We start from the raw sequence: 22773 nt of genomic DNA, 5'->3' as shown, positions 1-22773 counted from the left end.
TCACATTTATCAGCCGAAACTTCTTTCGAAACCCCGCCGAGGTTTGAAAAGAAACATGCCCACGTTTGCTCCAACTTCCGCCCACGTTTTTCCTAAAACCTGCCCATGTTTTTTTAAGATATTCCACTAAAAAAGGAGAATACCCTCCTTCACTTTTGCAGAAAGAGAGTATTCTCCTTTATATATGTTTCGCGTATTTACTTATTTATGCGTCTTCACAACCTGAGTCGGTGCCAGTTCAGCATTCCGTTTTTCGGTTTGTGCTACGACATTGCGAGCCAGTTCCAGGAAAGCCTGTCCGATAACAGAGTTCTCATCCAGCGCAACCGGTGTTCCTTTATCTCCGTTTTCGCAGATGCTCTGTACAATAGGAATCTGTCCCAGCAACGGCACATGCAATTCTTCTGCCAGTCGCTTGGTTCCTTCCTTACCAAAAAGATAATATTTGTTTTCCGGAAGTTCTGCCGGAGTAAACCATGACATATTTTCTACCAGTCCGAGGATAGGAACATTCACCTTATCATTCATGTACATATTGATACCCTTACGTGCATCGGCAAGGGCAACTTCCTGCGGAGTACTTACAATAACAGCTCCCGTGATGGCAAGTGTCTGAAGCAAGGTCAAGTGAATATCACTTGTTCCCGGAGGAGTATCGAGAACAAAATAGTCCAATGCTCCCCATTTTGCATCGCCAACCAATTGTTTCAAAGCGTTGCTTGCCATACCTCCACGCCACAAAGTAGCCTGATCCGGATCGACAAAGAAACCGATAGAGAGCAGTTCGATGCCATATTTCTCAATCGGCACGATCAAATCACGACCGTCTACCATTTCAGCATACGGACGAGCATCCTCTACCTGAAACATCTTAGGCACAGAAGGACCGAAGATATCAGCATCGAGCAAACCAACTTTATAACCTAACTTGGAAAGTGCTACAGCCAGATTGGCTGCTACGGTAGATTTACCTACTCCACCTTTACCGGAAGAAACGGCTATCACATTCTTCACCTGCGGAAGCATTTTTCCCGGTTCCGGACGAGCCGCCTGACGGCTTTCGGTAGCTATTGTTACTTCTACGTCTTTTGATATATAGGTATGAATAGCAGTTTCGGCAGATTTAACTACCGATTTCATAAACGGATCAGTCGGTTTCTCGAATATCAATGAGAAGCTCACCTTCATCCCGTCGATACGAATATTGTCGGCTACCATTTCGGCTTCAACGATATTCTTTCCGTTTCCCGGATAACGCACCGTTGCCAGTGCATCAAGAATTAGTTTTGGATAAAGTGTCATAATATCTCCTATTATTGTTTATTTACTTGTTTTCAGTCCGCTGCGCTTACTGCGGTTGTAGCTGCGGTAATCATCCAGTTCGATTTCTACATCCGGTTCCTGCAGTTCTCCCTCTTGCGGTAGACGGAATTTAATATACTTTATATTCAATCCCCGGTCCAGCCATTGCTGTTCGTAATAGGTACGGATACTCAAAATATCGTCATCCATCCCTGAATGATACAAATCGTCGGTGATAAATTCTACCGGCAGCTTATTGGCTTCTATCATGTACTTGGTATAAGTAAACATGAAATTGCTGTCCGTTTTCAAATGTACCAGTCCATCCGGTACAAGAAACTTACGGTAACGGTTCATGAAATACGTAGAAGTCAGTCGCTTGGTAGCTTTCTTCATCTGAGGATCGGAGAACGTCAGCCAGATTTCACTCACTTCTCCCGGAGCAAAAAAACGGTCGATGATTTCTATGTTGGTTCTCAGGAAAGCCGCGTTTTTCAGTCCCTCATTCAGGGCTTCGGTAGCTCCCGTCCACATACGTGCACCCTTTATATCCACCCCAATGAAATTCTTGTCGGCATAGCGTCGTGCCAGTCCGACAGTGTATTCACCACGACCGCACCCTAACTCCAGCACAATCGGATTTTCATTTTTAAAGAAATCGCGGTTCCATTTTCCTTTCATTTCGAACGGAACATCATCTACTACCGAATACGGATATTCGAACACATGCGGATATTCCGCCATATCTGCAAACTTTGCCAGCTTTCCTTTTCCCATTTTTACTGAGTTCTTCTTGTTTTGGGCACAAAGTTACGTTTTTTCACCGGAACGGACAAAAAAAGAATCACCATAGAAAACAGCGGACAGACAGAGATTTGTCTTCCTCTGCCTGTCCGCAATATACTATAGTGATTTATAAATCAATTATTATTCTCTTCTTCGCTTACACATCTATCGCTTAATTCAGCCTTCAAATCTTCATAGAAAGCAGCACGAGCCGTATTCATGTAAGGTTGCAAGAACAGCAATCCGATACCCAAAGTCAATATAGATAAAATCATCCAGCCGATAAAGCTCAAATCGAGCAAGAATAATTTCATCTTATAGCCGTTCATCATACGCATGCTTTTTTCGATAGCCGCATTGTATCTCAATTCCGGCTCATCCTTTAATATAAAAGGAGTCAAAGCGTATGAATACGATTTGACAATACCCGGAATAATCAACAGGCAGGTCCACAGAATCGTATAGACAGCAACTAAAATCAACGTTCCCCAGACTCTTCCAAAATCCTTGAAACCATCGAACAGTTTTCCTATATCAATAGGTTTCCCTTCACGGAACAAGTCGAGAAACAATATTGCAAATCCATACGCAAGCGGATACGCTACGATAATGGCAAGTACACTTCCTGCAACAGGAATGGAACTAACACCTCCTGCTATCAGCAGATAAACCAATGTAGCAAGCGCAGCCATCATCCAGTTACCCGACAATGTCGTACGCGAAGCAGCTCTTAACTCTGAGTTTAGTTTTAACATAGTATTAAAATTTAAGGTTGATTATTTATTGTTTATCAGTAATAATTATTCTACAATCATTACCCATCCGTACGGATCAGCCTCGTCACCATACTGGATTGCACGCAGTTTGTTGTACAGTTTCTCGCTGACAGGTCCTGGCTTGCCGTCTTTTGCAATGACATACGACTTGTGGTTTTCCAGATCGTCGATGCGTTCTATCGGACTGATAACGGCTGCCGTTCCACATGCACCAGCTTCTTCGAATGTAGAAAGCTCTTCTTCCGGAATAGGACGACGTTCTACCTTCATACCCATATCCTCAGCAAGCTGCATCAAGCTGCGGTTTGTAATAGACGGAAGGATAGAAGTTGACAATGGTGTAACGTAAGTATTATCTTTGATACCAAAGAAATTGGCAGCACCACACTCGTCAATATATTTCTTTTCCTTAGCATCCAGATAAAATTCGCTGGCATACCCTGCATCGTGTGCCATCTTGTTGGCACGAAGACTGGCGGCATAGTTACCACCCACCTTGAAAGTACCGGTTCCCAGCGGAGCAGCACGGTCAAATTCACGGATAATAACATACGGATTAGTAGCAAATCCACCTTTAAAATAAGGACCTACCGGAGTAACGAAAATCACAAACAGATATTCGCTTGCCGGATGAACACCCACTTGTGCACCTGTACCAATCAGCAACGGACGAATATAGAGAGAGGCTCCGCTTTCGTAAGGAGGAATGAAACGTTCGTTTGCCTTTACAACCATACGTACTGCCTCACAGAATTTCTCGGTCGACAGTTCAGGCATCAGGATACCTCTACAAGTACTTTGCAGACGTTCTGCATTGGCCTGCGGACGGAATACACGAATCTTGCCGTCTTTTCCACGATAAGCCTTCAATCCTTCGAAAGCTTCCTGTCCGTAGTGCAGACAAGTTGCAGCCATGTGAATATTCAAAGTTTCTTCTGAACAAAGTTCCAGTTCACCCCATTTTCCGTCACGATAGTAGCAACGTACATTGTAATCTGTCTTCATGTAACCAAAAGACAGCTTAGACCAATCAATTTCTTTCATTTTAATATAATGTTTATGTTTTACATTCCTTATAAGTGTTCAAGCAAAAGTAAGGCTTATATTTGCAAAATCCAACTTAATCACTGCTTTTTTCCATAGTATTGCCTTCATCAAGCATCTTTTTGATTTCGACATCAGCCTTATACAACTTCTCGCGACAATATTTTATCAGCTTTTGAGCTTCTTTCAAATTGTCGCCCAGTTCATCAATATCGAGTTCATTGCTTTCAATTCGTGCTACGATAGCCTCCAGACGCTTCATAGCCTCGGTATAAGTTTCCTTTTTCGCTGCCATAATTATATCACTTTACTCTTGAATTCTCCTTTTGATACCCGGGTAGTTACTTCATCTCCCGGACGAAGCTGAGCCACATCCGTCACAGCTTTTCCATTCTTTAAGGTAATACTATATCCCTTTTTCAGTAATAATTCGGGGGAAGAAGCCTTTACCTGCTGCTCCAGCATTGCCAGACGGTGCTTCTCCCGTTGCATAACCGACTCCAACGCCACAGCTATCCGGCGGTCTACCTGCAAACGGTACTCTTCCTTCAACAAACGGGTCTGCCATCCCATCTGCAATTGCTTCGTCAATCGCTCCTGACGGAAACGTTCATGTTGCAGACGCATCTGCACCCGTACCGGAATACGTGAAACCCATTGTTCAAACTGTTCCTTCCGGCGAAGGAACAAGGCCGGAAGTTCCTGGTAAAAAAACTGAGTATATTCTTCCAGACGCTCTGCTGTCTGCCTCATATGGTCTATCAAAAACTCGGCAGCTGCCGTCGGGGTTTTAACTCGCGTATGAGCTATCATATCGAGCACCGTATCATCACGCTCATGTCCGATACCCGTTATTATGGGTAAAGGAAACTGGGCACAATTGGTTGCAAGCTCGTAAGTATCGAAGCCCGACAAATCGGACGTAGCACCACCACCTCGGATTATTACAACCACATCCCAACGTTCACGTTCTGCATTGATTTTTTCCAGCGCACGGATAATGGAACTTTCCACACGGTCGCCTTGCATAACAGCCGGAAATAAACGAGGATAAAAAACAAAGCCATAAGAATTATTTTCCAACTGATTGCAGAAATCACCATAACCGGCTGCCGTAGCCGAAGAAATGACTGCTATGCGTTGCGTCAATTCCGGCAACTCCAGCTCCTTATTCAGCGTCAAAACGCCTTCTTCATCAAGCCGCTTCAAGATTTCTTTCCGGCGAAGTGCCATATCGCCCAGCGTATAAGTAGGATCTATATCAGTAACAGTCAACGAATAGCCATACAATTCATGGAAATCGACACTCACCTTTACCAATACTTTGATACCCGAAACAAATGCCTGTCCCGTTTCCCGTTCAAAATACGCCTTCAGCGAATAATATACATTACTCCAGATAATTCCCCTTGCCTTGGCAACCAGCATATTGCTTTTTGCATCCTTCTGTACAAACTCCAGATAACAATGTCCCGAATAATTGGCACGTACATCACTAAGCTCAGCTTGTACCCAATACGTATCGGGCAGGCACGTACGAATACTTTTGCGCACCAGAGAATTCAGCTCCAGCAAAGATAAAGAAGAATGTTCCATAAATCTGAAAATTTCATTGATGCAAAGATAAAGAAAGTTTTTCCCTTATAGGGAATTTTAAGTACCTTTGCCTCGATTTTAATCGTAAAAAGAGTTTTATGACACAAAAAGGAACTGCAACCGAACTGGGAAACCAGCCCATCGGCAAACTATTGATGCAATATGCCATTCCGGCTATTATCGCAATGACCGCATCGTCACTTTATAACATGGTAGACAGTATCTTTATCGGACACGGAGTGGGTGCAATGGCCATTTCAGGTCTTGCCATAACCTTTCCTCTGATGAATCTGGCTGCCGCCTTCGGCTCACTGGTAGGTGTAGGAGCTTCCACACTGGTTTCTGTTAAACTGGGACAGAAAGACTACAATACCGCCCAACAAATCTTAGGCAACGTTGTATCTCTGAACCTGATTATCGGTATCATATTCACCATTATCACACTGGCCTTCCTCGATCCTATTTTATATTTCTTCGGAGCCAGCGAAGCTACCCTGCCATATGCACGCGACTATATGGTCACAATTCTTTTAGGCAACGTCATTACCCACATGTATCTGGGGCTGAACTCCGTACTTCGTTCGGCAGGACATCCGCCAAAAGGCTATGGTAGCGACAATACTTACGGTGGTCATCAATACCATACTCGACCCGATATTTATCTATGGATTCGGGATGGGAATACGTGGAGCTGCCGTAGCAACCATTCTGGCGCAGATCATTTCACTCTGCTGGCTGATTAAATTATTCTGCAACAAAGGTGAACTGCTTCATTTCCGCCGAGGTATTTACCGGCTGAAGAGAGTACTGGTAGAAAATATCATTGGAATAGGTCTGGCTCCTTTCTTTATGAACGTAGCATCGTGCATGATTGTCATCCTCATCAACAAGGGATTGAAACTGTACGACGGCGACCTTGCCATCGGTGCTTTCGGAATAGTCAACCGAATCACTTTCCTGTTTGTTATGATCGTCATGGGACTGAACCAAGGTATGCAGCCCATTGCCGGATATAATTTCGGCGCCCAGCAGTATCATCGTGTAAACCACGTCATGAAACTCACGGTCATTGCAGCCACAATCGTTACCTCTACCGGATTTCTGGTAGGTGAACTTATGCCGGAACTTGCCGTATCTGCCTTCACAACCGACCAGACACTGATAGACCTGTCGGCACGAGGACTGCGCATTACCGTGATGTTCTTCCCGATTATCGGCTTTCAGATGGTAACCTCCAACTTCTTCCAAAGTATCGGAATGGCTAAAAAAGCCATTATCCTTTCACTCAGCCGGCAAGTTCTGATATTGATTCCATGCCTGCTGATCCTTCCTTTGTTCTGGGGAGCAGCAGGAATATGGTTCAGCATGCCAATTTCCGATATCACAGCCAGCCTGATAGCGGGTTTCATGCTGTACAATCAATTCAAACAATTCAAGCATAAAGCAGCAGAACTAAATTAAAAAATAACATTTTTTTCTGCAGGACTTGATATGTTTCTTGCCACGAGATGGTAGAATATTTAAAATTTTAATTATATTTGCCTCACTTAATCCTAATTCACTTGATTATGAATGATCACTATATAATCAATCTTGGGCGTCAGCTGGGCAGCGGCGGAAAAGAAATCGGCGAGAAACTGGCCAAAGACTTAGGTATAGCTTTTTACGATAAAGAGCTGATAAATCTGGCTTCCAAAGAAAGTGGACTTTGCAAAGAGTTTTTTGAAAAAGCAGACGAAAAGGCTTCCCAAAGCATATTAGGAGGATTATTTGGAACACGCTTTCCTTTTGTGACCGAAGGTGCCTATCCTTATAATTCATATTTGAGCAATGATTCATTGTTCAAGATTCAAAGTGATGTGATACGTCACCTGGCAGAACAGAAGTCATGCCTGTTTGTCGGTCGCTGTGCCGACTACATTTTACGCGATTTTCCACGCTGTGCCAATATCTTTGTATCGGCTTCGCCTGAAGCACGTATAGAAAGACTGATGAAACTGCATAACATCAGTGCAGAAAAAGCAGAAGAACTGATGGAGAAAGCTGACAAGAAACGTTCTTCATATTACAACTACTACAGCTATAAGACATGGGGAGCAGCTGCAACCTATCACCTCTGCATCGATTCTTCGGTTTTAGGCATTGACGGAACTGTTGAATTCATCAAACAATTCGTAAAGCTGAAATTACAGCTTCCTTAATTTTTTCACAAACATTGATTCATTAATCTATTTATACTATTCTCTATTCATATGGATATAATAAATCCTCAATATTAACACTTATAACTACATATAAATTGCCGCATGTGAAAATTGCTGCTTCAACTGTAGTACACAATATCCTATATTAATGTTATCTCAGAAATAAAAGAATATATATCCACCTGTAAAGCCACTTCCCCTAGTATAAAAGTTGTAGTCTTTACAGGTGGAGAATGCACCTTATTAAAAGACGACTTGATATCTGCAATTAGTTTTTGTGCTAATCTTGATCTTAAGACAAGAATTGTATCCAATGGTCATTGGGGTAAAAGTTTAGAAACAGCTCAAAACTATATCAAACACAAGTTGCCGAAAAGAATGTAAAATACTACTAGAGTACTTGGAAACGGAGGTTTTTTAGGATATGTTGGAACTTTCCACTCTCCTAAATTAGGTAGGTTTTTATGGCAGCTATAAATAAAAATGAATTGGTTAAAATTGTAACTTATAGTGGCAAAATTTATGTCATCAACTACCCACACTCTTTATTAGAAGACAGAATAAACGAATAACCTCTCCCTACAAATCCTCACTCAATATTTTTCTTATACAAATACTGATAAAAATCATATTGAGCACGTACTTTCGGTTCGTCGGGAGTACGCTTGAAAATATTCCTTAACTCACTGTCTACCCAGCAAGCTTTCCAGTTGGCACGAAGCTGCATATCGAGCATATCTATTAATTCCTGCTTCAAGTCTTTATCCAAGACCGGAGTTACAGCCTCTATCCGACGATACAAATTGCGCCTCATCCAGTCGGGAGAACCAATGAACAGACGAGGGTCTCCATTATTTCCGAAATACCACACCCGCGCATGTTCCAGAAAACTATCTACAATACGGGTAACCCGTATGTTACGACTAAACGACTCTCCGGGAACCAGACAGCAGATTCCGCGCACGATGAGGTCGATTTTTACGCCCGCCTCGCTTGCCCGATACAGCTCGTCTATCATAGCAAGGTCTTGCAAGGCATTCATTTTAAGAATAATCCGGCCTTGCTTGCCACTCTTTACCAAAGCAATCTCATGGTGAATCATCCGTTTTAACTCCGGAAGCAGATTGAAACGAGCTATCAACAGGCGCTTAAACTTAGGTTCTTCTACTTCTTTCCGCAAGAAACGGAACAGTGTATGCATATCTTCCACTATCACCTTGTTGCAGGTATATAGCGCAATATCCGAGTATATTTTGGCCGTTTTCTCATTGAAATTGCCCGTACTGACATAGGCATAACTCCTTATCTGCTCACCATTTTTATTGTAGCGCAAGACGAGAGCCACCTTAGCATGTACTTTCAGTCCCGGTATACTAAACAGAATTCGGATGCCGGCATTCCTCATCAGTTCGGCAGTTGCCATGTTGTTCTCCTCATCGAAACGAGCTTTCAACTCCACAAAGACCGTCACCTGCTTACCGTTTCGCGCAGCTGCTATCAAGGCATTGATGACTTCCGAATGTTCCGCCACACGGTATTGAGTAATCATTATTTCCTTACAGAACGGATCGTGTACCGCTTCGTACAGAAAATGAATAAAATGATCGAAACTATGATACGGATAATACAGCATCAAATCTTTTGTTGCTATACGACGATACATAAAGTGTTTACCTTCCAGTCCGGCAAGACGCATCGGAGCAGGCTTTATCAACGGCTTTAAATCGGGGTTCGGATTGGGCAATGAAGCCAAGTCTTCCAGATTCAAATGCTTGTCACCCGGAACCAGTTCCTCACGGTCGATAGAGAAAGCATCCGTCAGAAAAGCCAGAAAATCGGCAGGCATTTTACGGTCGTATACAAAGCGGGCTATTGCACCAATCTTGCGTTTCTTGACCTTTTCCTTTAACTTCTCTACCATATTTTCAGAAGGAACATCATCGACAAAAACATCGGCATCGCGCGAAATCTTGCAACAATAACTGCAATCGACTTCATATCCAACAAATACCTCCGCCAGATTTGCCTTGATAACATCTTCCAGAAACATCAGATAATAGTTTTCTCCCTGCCGCGGGAGCTCCACGAAACGAGGAACTTTACTATACGGCATCTTGATAATGAAGTATTCCATCTGTCCTGTTTCGCGACAACGTACCCGCACAGCCAGGTATTGCCGCTTGTCGCGAAGGAACATCCGCACCCGTTCTTTCTCAATCTTTACCGGCTGAAGATAGGGAAAGACCTCTTCCATAAAGAAGCGATGTACAAAATCGCGGTGAAAAGGCTCTATCTCCCGTTTCGACTGATAGAAAATGATATGATTATCCCGCAGACCGGGCAATATTTTCTGTTCATAAATGCGTATTCTGTCTTCCAACTGCGTGTTGACAATTTCTGCTATCTTCCGAATCAATTCGTGTGCCTCGTCTACCGTCATGTCCTCGCTTTTCCCGCCCGAAGCTACAGCTTTATGCTCGGCCACACGGACTTTGTAAAATTCTTCCAGATTAGATGAATAGATAGCTATGAAATTTATCCGTTCATATAATGGCAAATCGTCATCGTCGGCCTCCAGCAGGACCCGATGATTGAACGACAGCCAACTGATATCGCGGTTGAAATATCTGTATTGTTTTTCCATAATGTCACGAATCAAGGTTGACTCAAAAATACTATCTTTGCCTGACAAAACCAAAGAAATATGACAAGAATCGGATTATTATCGGACACGCACGGTTATTGGGACGAACGTTACCTGAAATACTTTGAACCGTGCGACCAGATATGGCATGCAGGTGACATCGGTTCGATGGAAATCGTAGAACGGCTGGAAGCGTTCCGCCCCCTGAAAGCTGTATACGGAAATATCGACGGACAAGACATGCGACGGCTGTTTCCGGAAACAGCCCGCTTCACGGTGGACGGTGCAGATGTGCTGATGAAACACATCGGAGGCTATCCGGGTAAATACGATGCCTCGATACGCTCTACCTTGTTTGCCAATCCTCCACAGCTTTTTATCAGCGGGCATTCGCATATTCTGAAGGTAAAGTACGACAAGTCGCTGAACCTGTTGCATATAAATCCGGGAGCTGCCGGAATATACGGTTTCCATACTGTACGCACACTGGTACGTTTCAGTATCGACAAAGGTCGTTTTTCCGACCTGGAAGTAATAGAATTAAACAAGTAATTGTTTGTCTGATTAAAAAAACTTTCCGAAATTTGTAACCGATTTTAAGCAAGACCTTATATGAAAACTTATCTAGTCACAGGAGCAGCCGGATTTATCGGCGCAAATTATATAAAATATATCTTGGCAAAACACGAAGACATCAAGGTGGTAATACTTGATGCACTGACTTATGCCGGAAATTTGGGAACCATCTCGAAGGACGTCGACAATGAACGCTGTTTTTTTATAAGAGGTAATATATGCGACCGCGAACTTGCCGACCGCCTGTTTGCCGAATATAAATTCGACTATATTGTCAACTTCGCAGCCGAAAGTCACGTAGACCGCAGCATCGAAAACCCACAATTATTCCTTCAGACCAATATTCTGGGTACACAAAACCTGCTGGATGCTGCCCGCCGTGCATGGGTTACCGGAAAAGATGAAAACGGTTATCCTACATGGAGAAAAGATGTACGCTACCATCAGGTTTCAACCGACGAGGTATATGGTTCACTGGGAGAAGAAGGTTTCTTTACCGAAGAAACACCTTTATGTCCGCACAGCCCGTACAGCGCTTCGAAAGCCAGCGCCGACCTGATCGTCATGGCTTATCGCGATACGTATAAGATGCCGGTTACCATTACACGCTGCTCGAACAACTACGGTCCTTATCATTTTCCAGAAAAGCTGATTCCGCTAATCATCAAGAATATTCTCGAGGGGAAACGCCTGCCGGTATACGGAAACGGTACAAACGTACGCGACTGGCTGTATGTAGAAGACCATTGCAAGGCGATCGACCTGGTGGTACGCGAAGGCAAAAACGGTGAGATTTACAATGTAGGAGGTCACAATGAAAAGCAGAACATCGAAATTGTAAAACTTACCATTGCTACAATCCACCGCCTGATGGAACAGGAACCTGCTTATCGCAAGATATTGAAGAAAAAAGAGCTGGACGAAAATGGCGAAATCCGTATTGACTGGATAAATGATTCACTGATTACATTTGTAAAAGACCGCTTGGGACACGACCAGCGTTATGCCATCGACCCGACCAAGATCACTCGTGAACTGGGATGGACTCCGGAAACAAAATTCGAAGATGGTATCGTGAAAACCATTATCTGGTACCTGAACAATCAGGAATGGGTTAAGAGTGTTACCAGTGGTGACTACCAGAATTATTACGAAAATATGTATAAGAATAGATAAGTAATTCGTTATACGACTTGTACAACAAGTAAAAATCCCGCAGGACTGCTTCATCTGTCCTGCGGGATTTTCCGTTTTTATTGTTCAACAGTCTGTTTCCGGCAAATCGGTTATAACCGGCAATTCCTGCTCTTCGACTCACGAAATCAGTCCTTTTTCAGGAAAGATTCATCAGTTCACCGTGAGAGGTAGAAAACGTTCTGCGAAAAGCTCCCGTGTTTTTGTACAAACAAAAAAATCTTTTGTACAAAAAATAAAAAAACATGCCGACGTTTTTTCAGCCTTTCCAGCAGAAGCGAAAAAGCATTCCGCCATCAAGAGCAACAAACGTTCCGATTACTGTTTCAGCAGATAAGCCTTAAACGAAGCAAAGTCTTTCTGCATCGGTACACTCTGCTTGGTTCCCCGCATAAAAGCCTGCAACTTTTCGGGAATCTTTACTTCTGTGCCGATAATATCTTCTACTGTCTGCAGGAACTTGGCAGGATGAGCTGTTTCCAGAAAGACACCGTTTTCTCCCGGCTTCAAGTCTTCTGCCAAAGCGCGATAGCCGCAAGCTCCATGCGGATCGAGCAGATACCCGGTTTCCTCGTAGGTCTTCTGTACCGTTTCACGTATCTGTTCGTCGGTATACGTTTCACCACTTACTTCAGAGGCGATGGCATCGTGACTACCTTCGTATAAGTCGAGTATACGGGCAAAGTTACTCGGATCGCCAACATCCATCGCATTGGCTATCGTTGCAACCGAAGGACGAGGATTATATTCTCCGGTTTTCAGGTACTGATAGAAAATATCATTCCGATTATTTGCTGCGATAAAGCGCTTCACGGGAAGTCCCATCCGCTTGCCAAACAGTCCGGCTGTAATATTTCCGAAGTTTCCGCTCGGCACACAAATAACCAGATTGTCTGCCTTGCCCTGCTTCTTCATTTGCGCATAGGCGTAGAAATAATAAAAAGCCTGTGGCAGGAAACGAGCCACATTGATGGAATTAGCCGAAGTGAGCTGCATGTGTTCATTCAGTTCCTTGTCCATGAAAGCGTTCTTCACCAAAGCCTGACAATCGTCGAACGTACCGTCTACCTCGATAGCCGTAATATTCTGTCCAAGCGTAGTAAACTGTTTTTCCTGAATCTCACTCACCTTTCCTTTGGGATAAAGCACGTACACATGAATACCTTCCACACCCAGAAAACCATTTGCCACAGCACTACCCGTATCGCCGGAAGTCGCTACCAGCACATTAACCTGCTTCTTGCCTTCCTTACGGATAAAGTATCCCAGCAAGCGTGCCATAAAGCGTCCGCCCACATCCTTGAAAGCCAAGGTAGGACCGTGAAACAGTTCCAGCGAATAGATATTATCCTTTACCTTTACTACCGGTGCATCGAAGCTCAGTGTATCGTATACGATATGCTTCAGTGTATCGGCAGGAATGTCTTCTCCAAAGAAAGCATCTGCCACACGGTATGCAATCTCCTGAAACGACAGGTTTTCTATCTCATCGTAAAAAGACTGAGGCAGGGATTTGATGGAACGGGGCATGTACAAACCCTTGTCGCCAGCCAGTCCGCGAACTACGGCTTCTTCCAGTGTCGCATCGGAAGCCTTTTTATTGGTGCTGTAATATTTCATAACGCTCTATTGTATTTTCATAAACTCATTCATAAACTCGTCTTTCTCCATCGTGCCGTATGCTCCTTCGCGACAGGCTATTTCGTCATAACACTGCACGCTGTCGGGTTCTATGCCCGGATAATAGATCAGGAAGGGTACCGGTTCGGCTGTATGGGTGCGCAGCTCGCACGGCGTAGGATGGTCGGGCAGTACGGCAATGGCCACCGGTTCATCCCAGTTTTTCACTTCTTCGTAAATCGGTCCCAGTGCACGACTGTCCAGATATTCGATGGTCTTCAGTTTCAGGTCTACATCGCCTTCGTGCCCCGCTTCATCGCTTGCCTCTATGTGAAGGTAAACAAAGTCGTCGGTTTTCAAGGCCTCGATGGCTGCCTGCGCCTTACCTTCGTAATTCGTCGTATAGAGTCCGGTAGCTCCTTCCATGTCGATGCAGCGCAATCCGGCATAACGTCCGATACCCCGAATCAGGTCGACTGCCGTAATGACCGAGCCTTTGCGGATTGAAGGATACTTTTGCGACAGCGGTTCCATCTGCGGGCGATAACCGGGACTCCAAGGCCAGATGCTGTTAGCCGGGTCTTTTCCCTCTGCCACCCGCTTCAAGTTTACCGGATGAGTAGCAAGCAGTTCCTGCGACTTCAGAATCAATGTGTTCAGCAAATCGGCAGTTTCCTGTGCTTCGGGACGCAGTGCTTTTATCAGATTCGGACGGAAAGGTTTCAGCGGAACATCATGGGGTGGTACACATGCCAGATGTTTATCCCCACCTTTTACCACCAACAGGTGACGATACTGCACGCCAGTATAGAAACGAATGCGGTCTGTACCTAATTTCTCATCCAGATACTTAATCAGCTGATCGGCCTCTTCGGTAGTAATATGCCCTGCCGAATGATTTTTCAAGATATCTCCTTCCACACAAATCAGGTTGCATCGCATAGCCATATCTCCCGGTTCCAGATCCACACCTATACTTGCAGCTTCAAGAACACCTCTTCCTTCGTATACCAAAGGGAGGTTGTAACCCATAACCGACATGTTTGCCACCTCACTACCGGGATGAAATCCGTCGGCAACCGTTTTCAGCATCCCCGTACGTCCCATTCGGGCCAGCTTGTCCATATACGGAGTATTTGCATATTGTAGCAATGTCTTGTTTCCGAGCGATGGTACGGGCCAGTCTGCCATACCGTCTCCTAAAATAATAATGTGCTTCATAAGCCTAAATGTTTGCGATACTCATAATATCGGCAAAGACACCGGCAGCAGTTACGCTTGCTCCGGCACCGTATCCCTGAATGAGCATCGGGTACTCGTTATATCGTTCAGTTGTGAGCAAAATAATGTTGTTGCTGCCTTCCAGCGTATAGAACGGATGATTTCTGCCTACTTCCTGCAAGGCAACTACTCCATGTCCGTTTTCAAGGCTGGCAACAAAACGCCAGTGTTTTCCTTCTTTCTCAAGAATCTTACGGCGAGCTTCAAATTCATCGTCGAGGGAAGGTATCTTCTTCCAGAAGTCTTCCAGCGAACCTTCGAACAGTTCATTGGGGATAAACAGGTGTTTCTCCACATCTTCCTGATCCAACCGGTAGCCGGCTTCGCGCGCCAGAATGACAAGCTTGCGGATAACATCCTTACCACTCAGGTCAATACGCGGATCGGGTTCGGAATATCCTTCTTCCTTGGCCTTGCGAATGGTTTCGCTCAACGGTACATCGGCACTGATCGTATTGAAAATATAATTCAATGTACCGCTCAATACAGCCTCAATCTTTACTATTTTATCGCCACTATTTATCAAATCGTTAATGGTATTGATAACCGGAAGTCCGGCACCAACGTTGGTTTCGAACAGGAACTTCACGCCGCGCTGACGAGCAATATGTTTCAGTTCTGCATAATTTTCGTATTCCGACGATGCAGCTATCTTATTGGCTGCTACAACCGAAATGTTATGGCTCAGGAATTCTTTATATAATCCGGCTATTTCCGGGCTGGCTGTACAGTCCACAAATACAGAATTGAAAATGTTCATTCCTACAATCTCATCCTGAAGCACTTGAGGCGACGAAGGAATACCTTTTTCTTCCAACTCCTGACGATAGTTAGACAGGTCGATTCCTCTGCGGGTAAACAAAGCCTTATGCCCGTTGGCAATACCTACGACATTCAACATCAGTCCCCGTTCACGTTTCAGTCGCTCCTGCTGACTGCTGATTTGTTCGATAAGGCTGTGGCCTACTGTTCCAATACCGCAGATGAAAAGATTCAACACCTGATATTCCGACAGGAAGAAAGAATCGTGAATTACGTTCAACGTCTTGCGCAAAGAAGCTCCGTCTACAACAAACGAGATGTTGGTTTCAGAAGCACCTTGGGCACAAGCTATCACATTGATACCGTTGCGTCCCAGTGTACCGAACAATTTTCCGGCAATACCCGGTGTATGCTTCATGTTCTCTCCCACGATAGCCACGGTAGCCAGTCCGCTTTCGGCTTTCATCGGACTGATTTCTCCCATTTCTATTTCTTTGGCAAACTCTTCGTTCAGTACTTCGCAAGCCAGCGGAGCGTCTACCGTCCGCACACCGATAGAAGTAGAGTTCTCCGAAGATGCCTGAGAAACCAGGAACACACTGATGCCATTCTCTGCCAGAGTCTTGAAGATTCGGTAATTCACACCGATTACTCCCACCATACCCAGTCCGGTCATGGTTATCAGGCACGTATCATTGATGGAAGAAATACCCTTGATAGCCTTGGAAGAATGATCGGCCTCCTGTTTCACGATTGTTCCCGGAGCTTCAGGATTGAACGTATTCTTTATCAGAATAGGAATATTCTTATGGCAAACCGGATAGATAGTCGGCGGATAAACCACTTTCGCACCAAAGTTGCACAACTCCATTGCCTCCACGTAACTCAGTTCCGTAATCGGATAAGCAGTACTGATAACACGAGGATCAGCAGTCATAAAGCCGTCTACATCTGTCCATATCTCCAGAACACTTGCATCGAGTGCCGCTGCCAGAATGGAAGCCGTATAGTCCGATCCTCCACGACCGAGGTTTGTTACCTCACCTGTATTCTTGTCGGTGGAAATAAATCCCGGAACCAGCGAAATTTGAGGTATATCGTGAAAGGTTTCACGCACCAGACGAGTTGTCAGTTCCGAATCGAGTATATGTTTATTATGTTTTTTCTCTGTCTTGATAAACAGACGTGAGTCGAACCATTGTGCCCCTTCTATAAGCGTAGCTACGATAATAGATGAGAGCCGTTCACCATAACTTACGATGGTTGCCGATGTCTTCGGCGACAAATCACGTATAAGATATATTCCTTGAAAAATGTCTTTCAACTCACTCAGCAGTTCGTTTACGCAATCCAACAATAATTCACGCTTCTGTCCTGCAGGAATGACGGTATAAACCATCTCTATATGACGATTTACAATCTCCTTCATTGCCTTTTCATAGCCTGAATCTCCATTGGCCGCCATCGTAGAAGTCTTAATCAACTTGTCGGTAATGCCGCCCAATGCCGAAACGACTACTATCACTTTATCATCTACTGCCTCAACAATTTTCTTTACATTCAACATACTGTTGACAGAACCTACCGATGTTCCACCGAATTTTAATACTTTCATGTACTTATACTTTTATACAAGAGCTATTCTATTTTACAAGAATGCCTTGTCTGATAAAACAAAATAAATAACTGATTAAAATAAAAACGAAGTGCCTGAGTCCACAGGCGTGTAACACGTAGAAACACCTATAATACAATCTCTTACCCCCGAGGGGTCATCCCGGTAACAGATGTGAATGTAGCTGTGTGCCCCATTCCGGTCATCATAGTGATATGAAGATAGTATTCGTTCATGTATTATTGTTTTGTTGTTGGCAAATATAGTAACATTTTTCTATAATCAAACATCTTTCAACTATTTTTTATACGTAAAATCAGATAAAACGGAACAAAACGTTTATTCTACTACCCAAAACACTCCTTATTATTATAATAAACATCCTATTTGCCGTCTTTTTTTCCCAGTTCTCCTTCCATCAAACAAACAATAGCAAAATCAGACAACCGGAAAACAAGCAATCATATAATTATCAGTAAACTATTGCAGAAAAATAAAAAATCATGTATTTTTGTTCACATTAATTTAGCATAAGTCTAACCCGATAAACTTTTAAAATTTTAATATGGCAGACTCAAAAACAATTCTCAGCGGAGCTGAAGAGAAAATGGATATGGCAATTATGTATCTGGAAGATGCACTGGCACACATCCGTGCCGGAAAAGCTGATGTACGTTTGCTGGACGGTATCCGTGTAGATTCTTACGGAAGTATGGTTCCTATTAATAATGTAGCAGCCGTAACTACTCCCGATGCTCGCAGCATCGCAATCAAGCCGTGGGATAAAAGCATGTTCCGCGTAATTGAAAAGGCTATTATTGACTCCGATCTGGGTATCATGCCCGAAAACAACGGAGAAATTATCCGTATAGGTATTCCTCCTTTGACAGAGGAGCGCCGTAAACAACTGGCAAAACAGTGTAAAGGTGAAGGTGAAACAGCCAAGGTGAGTGTCCGCAATGCACGCCGTGATGCAATTGACGCACTGAAAAAAGCAGTAAAAGACGGTATGCCTGAAGATGAACAGAAAAATTCTGAAGCAAAATTACAGAAGGCTCACGACAAGTATATCAAACAAATAGATGAAATGCTTGCTGCCAAAGACAAAGAAATCATGACTGTTTAATATTCATAAAGGATGAAGAATGAAGTATGTACGACGCGCAAGCAAAAGCATGCGCCGGCTTCTCTTCATCCTTTATTTTTCACCTTATAAAAATTTGGAAAAAGGCTTAGTCATAAAAAATACAGGAAGCTGGTATCTGGTCAAGACAGATGATAACCGGCAAGTAGAATGTAAAATAAAAGGGAACTTCCGTTTAAAAGGAATCCGCAGTACAAACCCTATCGCTGTAGGCGACCGGGTACAAATTTCAATCAATTCCGAAGGTACGGCTTTCATTACAGAGATAGAGGACCGAAAGAATTATATCATCCGCCGTGCATCCAATTTGTCTAAACAATCACATATTATTGCAGCCAATCTGGACCAGTGTATGCTGGTAGTAACCGTCAATTATCCGGAAACATCGACGACTTTCATCGACCGTTTTTTGGCATCGGCGGAAGCTTATCGCGTTCCGGTTTGTCTTGTATTCAACAAAACCGACCGTTATTCAGAGGAAGAACTTCATTATTTGGAGGGATTGATCCATCTGTATACCCATATCGGCTATCCATGTTTCAGAATTTCTGCCTTGAATGAAACCGGACTTGATGAAATAAAACAGGCTCTGGAGGGCAAAGTCACTTTGTTTTCTGGCCATTCGGGAGTAGGAAAGTCAACTCTGATCAACGCCATTTTACCCGAACAACATCTAAAGACCGGTGAAATATCGACCGTTCATAACAAAGGTATGCACACAACTACTTTTTCTGAAATGTTTCCTGTTGGCAAAAATGGATATATCATTGATACGCCGGGAATTAAAGGTTTCGGAACTTTCGACATGGAAGACGAAGAAGTAGGACACTATTTCAAAGAAATTTTTGAATTTTCTGCCCAATGCAAATACGGAAACTGTACACATCGTCATGAACCGGGATGTGCCGTACGCGAAGCGGTAGAAAAGCATTATATCAGTGAATCACGTTATGCCTCCTACTTGAACATGCTGGAAGATAAGGAAGAAGGCAAATATCGTTCGGCTTATTAATCATTTAACTTTAACAGACATGAGAAAATACGCTTTTTGTATACTGTTTGCTGCATTGGCATGTGTCTCGGCAACAAACGCCAACGCAAAGAAGAATTCAACTCCTACCCCCGAAGAAAAAGGTCTTTCCTTTATCAATCGGGAAAGCGCTGAAGCTTTTGTCAGTTTTCTGGCATCCGACGAACTGAAAGGACGAGAAGCTGGCACCGAAGGAGGACGAATCGCAGGCAACTATATCGCATCATTGTTACAGCAATGGGGAGTATCTCCCTTGTTCGACAGTTACTTCCAACCTTTTGAAGCCTACCGCGTAGAACGTCAGAAAAAAGGAAGACTACAAGTACATCCGGATTCTATTCAGTTAATCAAGCAGGGAGTTCACCAAAAATACAATATGCGTAATGTTCTTGCCAAAATAGAAGGTAAGAATAAAAATGAATTCGTAATTATCGGTGCCCACTATGACCACATCGGTTACGATCCGATGCTGGATGGCGACCAAATTTATAACGGTGCTGACGACAATGCTTCCGGAGTTTCGGCCGTTCTGCAAATAGTTCGTTCATTCCTTGCATCAGGCCAACAGCCGGAACGTACCGTTATCTTCGCTTTCTGGGACGGCGAAGAAAAAGGATTGCTTGGTTCAAAATACTTTGCACAGACTTTTCCTCAAATCAATCAGGTGAAGGGATATCTGAATTTCGACATGATAGGAAGAAACAATGACGAGTCGCGTCCGTGGCATGTCGTGTACTTTTTTACTAAAAGTAAACCTGCCTTTGGCGAATGGCTGAAGAAAGATATCGAACACTATCAACTGAACCTACAACCCGATTACCGCGCTTGGGATAATCCTGTAGGAGGAAGTGACAATGGAACATTTGCCAAACTGGGTATTCCTATCATGTGGTATCATACCGACTGGCATCCCGATTACCATCTTCCGGGCGACGAAGCTCCCAAAATCAACTGGGACAAACTGGTAGAAATAACCAAAACCTCTTTCTTAGGGCTATGGAAAATGGCAAATACCTCTTTCTAATAATGCAAAAAGAGAGTAACGTCCTGACAAAAACCTGAAAGGACTTATTGTAGTGTGACTTATCCCAGAAAATACATCATATAGATTGTATCGGATTGAGTCCTTCAAAGCCTGCTTAAACAACTTCCTTTTGAGAAATGTTTAAGCAGGCTTTGTGCATTAATCCTATTTTCCCAGAAACGACATGCGCCCTTTTGTAAAATTCAGCAAAAAAGCATTGGTTCTTTAAACATTATATTAAGTTCACCATCAAAAACAAACAAATAGTATCCCTAACCTTAATTTTAGACAATACATCAGGACGTTTTTCTGTATATATCAACATGGTACATAAAAAAGAGCCGCACATCCGGAATAAATACTATCTTTGCACTCTATAACATCTAAGCAAATACATCACAAATGGGATTGTTCATAAGAAAAAGTATCGAAATGCTGCAAGCAGAGGCACAGCAGTCGGGCAACAAGACACTGAAACGGGTGCTTGGTCCGGTCAGCCTGGTAGCCTTGGGGGTAGGAGTCATCATCGGTGCGGGACTATTCTCCATCACGGGAACCGTCGCATCGGAATACACAGGTCCTGCCATCACGCTGTCATTCATCATTGCAGCCATAGGATGCTGTTTCGCCGGACTATGTTATGCTGAGTTCGCGTCCATGATTCCTGTTGCCGGAAGTGCGTATACTTATTCGTATGCAACTATGGGCGAACTGATTGCATGGATTATCGGCTGGGACCTGGTCTTGGAATATACAGTAGCGGCAACCACCGTAAGCATCAGCTGGAGCCGTTATCTGGTGGTCTTTCTGCAAGGCATAGGTATTGAACTCCCCCATGCCCTCACCGCATGCCCGTGGGATGGAGGGATTGTCAATATACCAGCCATGCTGATCGTAATCCTCATGAGCCTTATCCTTATGCGAGGCATAGCAGGCAGTTCCCTTTTCAACGGGTTGATTGTCTTTCTGAAAATCGGTGTAATTCTGATATTTGTCTTCCTTGGATGGAAATTCATACAAGCCGAAAATTACGTACCCTACATACCCGAGAACACAGGAAAGCTTGGCGAATTCGGTTTTTCCGGCATTCTGCGCGGAGCAGCTATCGTATTCTTTGCCTTTTTAGGATTCGATGCAGTCAGCACTGCCGCTCAGGAAACCAAAAATCCCCAGCGGAACATGCCGATCGGTATCCTTGTTTCACTGCTGGTGTGTACTATTCTGTACATTCTGTTCGCCCACGTCATGACAGGAGTGGCACACTATACCGAATTTCAGGGACAGGAAGGTATTGCCCCCGTAGCCGTAGCTATCGAACACATGGGCAGCACCAATTCCGCAGGTGTCTTCGAACTGGCTTATCCGTGGCTGAACAAAGCCATCATCCTTGCCATTCTTTTCGGGTACTGCTCGGTCATCATGGTTACTTTACTCGGACAAAGTCGTGTATTCCTCAGCATGAGCCACGACGGACTACTGCCGCCGTTCTTTTCACGTATCAATGAACGTTTCCGCACGCCGGTACACAGCAACTGCCTGTTCATGATTGTAGTAAGCCTGCTGGCTGGATTTGTCCCCGCACAAGTAGCCGGCGAAATGACAAGCATCGGCACCCTGCTTGCTTTTACACTGGTATGTGCCGCCGTGCTCATCGTACGCAAGACCATGCCTAACGTTCACCGTACCTTCAAGACACCGTTTGTACCTTTTGTCCCCATTATGGGCATCCTGACTTGCCTGTGCATGATGTGCTTCCTGCCTGCTGATACCTGGATACGACTGGTACTATGGATGCTGATAGGTCTGGACGTATATGCTTCGTACGGTAGAAAATATAGCAGACTGGAACCGGGACAGGCACATCGCAAAGGCGACATCGTACTGAACATATTAGGACTTGCCCTCTCCGTTTTGTGCATCATCACCGGATTGTGGCACCAGCAAACCGTAGGCTGGGATGCGGACAAGACTTTACTGACCATTTCTTTCGCATTCGCATTTACTCACTGTGCATACTATATGCTACGCATCTGGAAGCAGTCGAAAGAGATAAAACCACTCGTTTAGAGCATGCTTCTGTTAAAAAGAAGCTATAAACAATGCTGAGGAACAGAAAAAACGAAGATTGAACTACTGACTATAAGAGAAAATGTTGTTATTTTACAGCAATTTAGA

Annotated in this window: 17 protein-coding genes and 1 pseudogene; 8 read left to right on the top strand and 10 right to left on the bottom strand. The window is 44.0% G+C overall.

Going from position 1 to position 22773, the window contains the following annotated elements; translation table 11 throughout:
• Window positions 1–201: 201 nt before the first annotated feature.
• From ACZM60_RS01520 to xseA, 6 genes are all read right to left on the bottom strand, one after another.
• Window positions 202–1302, bottom strand: a complete 1101-nt coding sequence (locus ACZM60_RS01520; RefSeq protein WP_021971226.1) for an Mrp/NBP35 family ATP-binding protein — start codon at window positions 1300–1302, stop codon at window positions 202–204.
• 18 nt (window positions 1303–1320) lie between these two features.
• A complete protein-coding gene (gene trmB, locus ACZM60_RS01515; protein WP_337420392.1) occupies window positions 1321–2079 on the bottom strand; it encodes a tRNA (guanosine(46)-N7)-methyltransferase TrmB in 759 nt (252 codons plus the stop codon).
• Window positions 2080–2222: 143 nt separating this feature from the next.
• Window positions 2223–2843, bottom strand: coding sequence for a DUF975 family protein (locus ACZM60_RS01510; protein WP_021971228.1), 621 nt, complete (start codon window positions 2841–2843; stop codon window positions 2223–2225).
• A 45-nt stretch (window positions 2844–2888) separates the two neighbouring features.
• Window positions 2889–3914, bottom strand: a complete 1026-nt coding sequence (locus ACZM60_RS01505) for a branched-chain amino acid aminotransferase (RefSeq protein WP_489520631.1) — start codon at window positions 3912–3914, stop codon at window positions 2889–2891.
• 70 nt (window positions 3915–3984) lie between these two features.
• Entirely contained in the window at window positions 3985–4203 is a 219-nt protein-coding gene (gene xseB, locus ACZM60_RS01500) for an exodeoxyribonuclease VII small subunit (RefSeq protein ID WP_340319159.1), read from the bottom strand.
• Between the two features lie 2 nt (window positions 4204–4205).
• Entirely contained in the window at window positions 4206–5504 is a 1299-nt protein-coding gene (xseA, locus tag ACZM60_RS01495; protein WP_489520620.1) for an exodeoxyribonuclease VII large subunit, read from the bottom strand.
• Between the two features lie 98 nt (window positions 5505–5602).
• Between xseA and ACZM60_RS01490 the strand changes: the two are divergent.
• Window positions 5603–6965, top strand: a pseudogene (locus ACZM60_RS01490) (MATE family efflux transporter).
• Window positions 6966–7072: 107 nt separating this feature from the next.
• On the top strand, window positions 7073–7705 hold the full coding sequence (locus tag ACZM60_RS01485; RefSeq protein ID WP_021971233.1) for a cytidylate kinase-like family protein: 633 nt from the start codon (window positions 7073–7075) through the stop codon (window positions 7703–7705).
• 592 nt (window positions 7706–8297) lie between these two features.
• Here the strand turns inward: ACZM60_RS01485 and ACZM60_RS01480 are convergent.
• Window positions 8298–10352, bottom strand: a complete 2055-nt coding sequence (locus ACZM60_RS01480) for an RNA degradosome polyphosphate kinase (RefSeq protein WP_489520619.1) — start codon at window positions 10350–10352, stop codon at window positions 8298–8300.
• Between the two features lie 60 nt (window positions 10353–10412).
• Between ACZM60_RS01480 and ACZM60_RS01475 the strand changes: the two genes are divergently transcribed.
• Both ACZM60_RS01475 and rfbB read left to right on the top strand, forming a co-directional pair.
• Window positions 10413–10904, top strand: a complete 492-nt coding sequence (locus ACZM60_RS01475) for a metallophosphoesterase family protein (RefSeq protein ID WP_340319162.1) — start codon at window positions 10413–10415, stop codon at window positions 10902–10904.
• Window positions 10905–10964: 60 nt separating this feature from the next.
• Window positions 10965–12104 (top strand): dTDP-glucose 4,6-dehydratase, encoded by a 1140-nt coding sequence (rfbB, locus tag ACZM60_RS01470; RefSeq protein WP_340319163.1) that lies wholly within the window; start codon window positions 10965–10967, stop codon window positions 12102–12104.
• Between the two features lie 336 nt (window positions 12105–12440).
• Here the strand turns inward: rfbB and thrC are convergent, their stop codons facing one another.
• From thrC to thrA, 3 genes are read right to left on the bottom strand one after another with little or no spacing between them, the layout of a single operon-like run.
• Window positions 12441–13742, bottom strand: coding sequence for a threonine synthase (gene thrC / locus ACZM60_RS01465; protein WP_340319164.1), 1302 nt, complete (start codon window positions 13740–13742; stop codon window positions 12441–12443).
• A gap of 6 nt (window positions 13743–13748) precedes the next feature.
• A complete protein-coding gene (locus tag ACZM60_RS01460; protein ID WP_489520618.1) occupies window positions 13749–14963 on the bottom strand; it encodes a cofactor-independent phosphoglycerate mutase in 1215 nt (404 codons plus the stop codon).
• Window positions 14964–14967: 4 nt separating this feature from the next.
• Entirely contained in the window at window positions 14968–17400 is a 2433-nt protein-coding gene (gene thrA, locus ACZM60_RS01455; RefSeq protein WP_489520617.1) for a bifunctional aspartate kinase/homoserine dehydrogenase I, read from the bottom strand.
• 565 nt (window positions 17401–17965) lie between these two features.
• On the opposite strand from thrA, the gene frr reads away from it, so the two are divergent.
• From frr to ACZM60_RS01435, 4 genes are all read left to right on the top strand, one after another.
• Window positions 17966–18526: a ribosome recycling factor gene (frr, locus tag ACZM60_RS01450; protein WP_021969942.1), complete on the top strand. Its 561-nt coding sequence runs from the start codon at window positions 17966–17968 to the stop codon at window positions 18524–18526.
• Between the two features lie 49 nt (window positions 18527–18575).
• Window positions 18576–19556, top strand: coding sequence for a ribosome small subunit-dependent GTPase A (rsgA, locus tag ACZM60_RS01445; protein ID WP_489520630.1), 981 nt, complete (start codon window positions 18576–18578; stop codon window positions 19554–19556).
• Window positions 19557–19575: 19 nt separating this feature from the next.
• A complete protein-coding gene (locus ACZM60_RS01440) occupies window positions 19576–20598 on the top strand; it encodes a M20/M25/M40 family metallo-hydrolase (RefSeq protein ID WP_489520616.1) in 1023 nt (340 codons plus the stop codon).
• A gap of 402 nt (window positions 20599–21000) precedes the next feature.
• Window positions 21001–22665 (top strand): amino acid permease, encoded by a 1665-nt coding sequence (locus ACZM60_RS01435; protein ID WP_489520615.1) that lies wholly within the window; start codon window positions 21001–21003, stop codon window positions 22663–22665.
• The last annotated feature ends 108 nt before the right edge of the window (window positions 22666–22773 follow it).

It is taken from the genome of Phocaeicola sp., from assembly GCF_057861905.1.
This window is presented reverse-complemented; position numbering and strand designations above follow the sequence as displayed.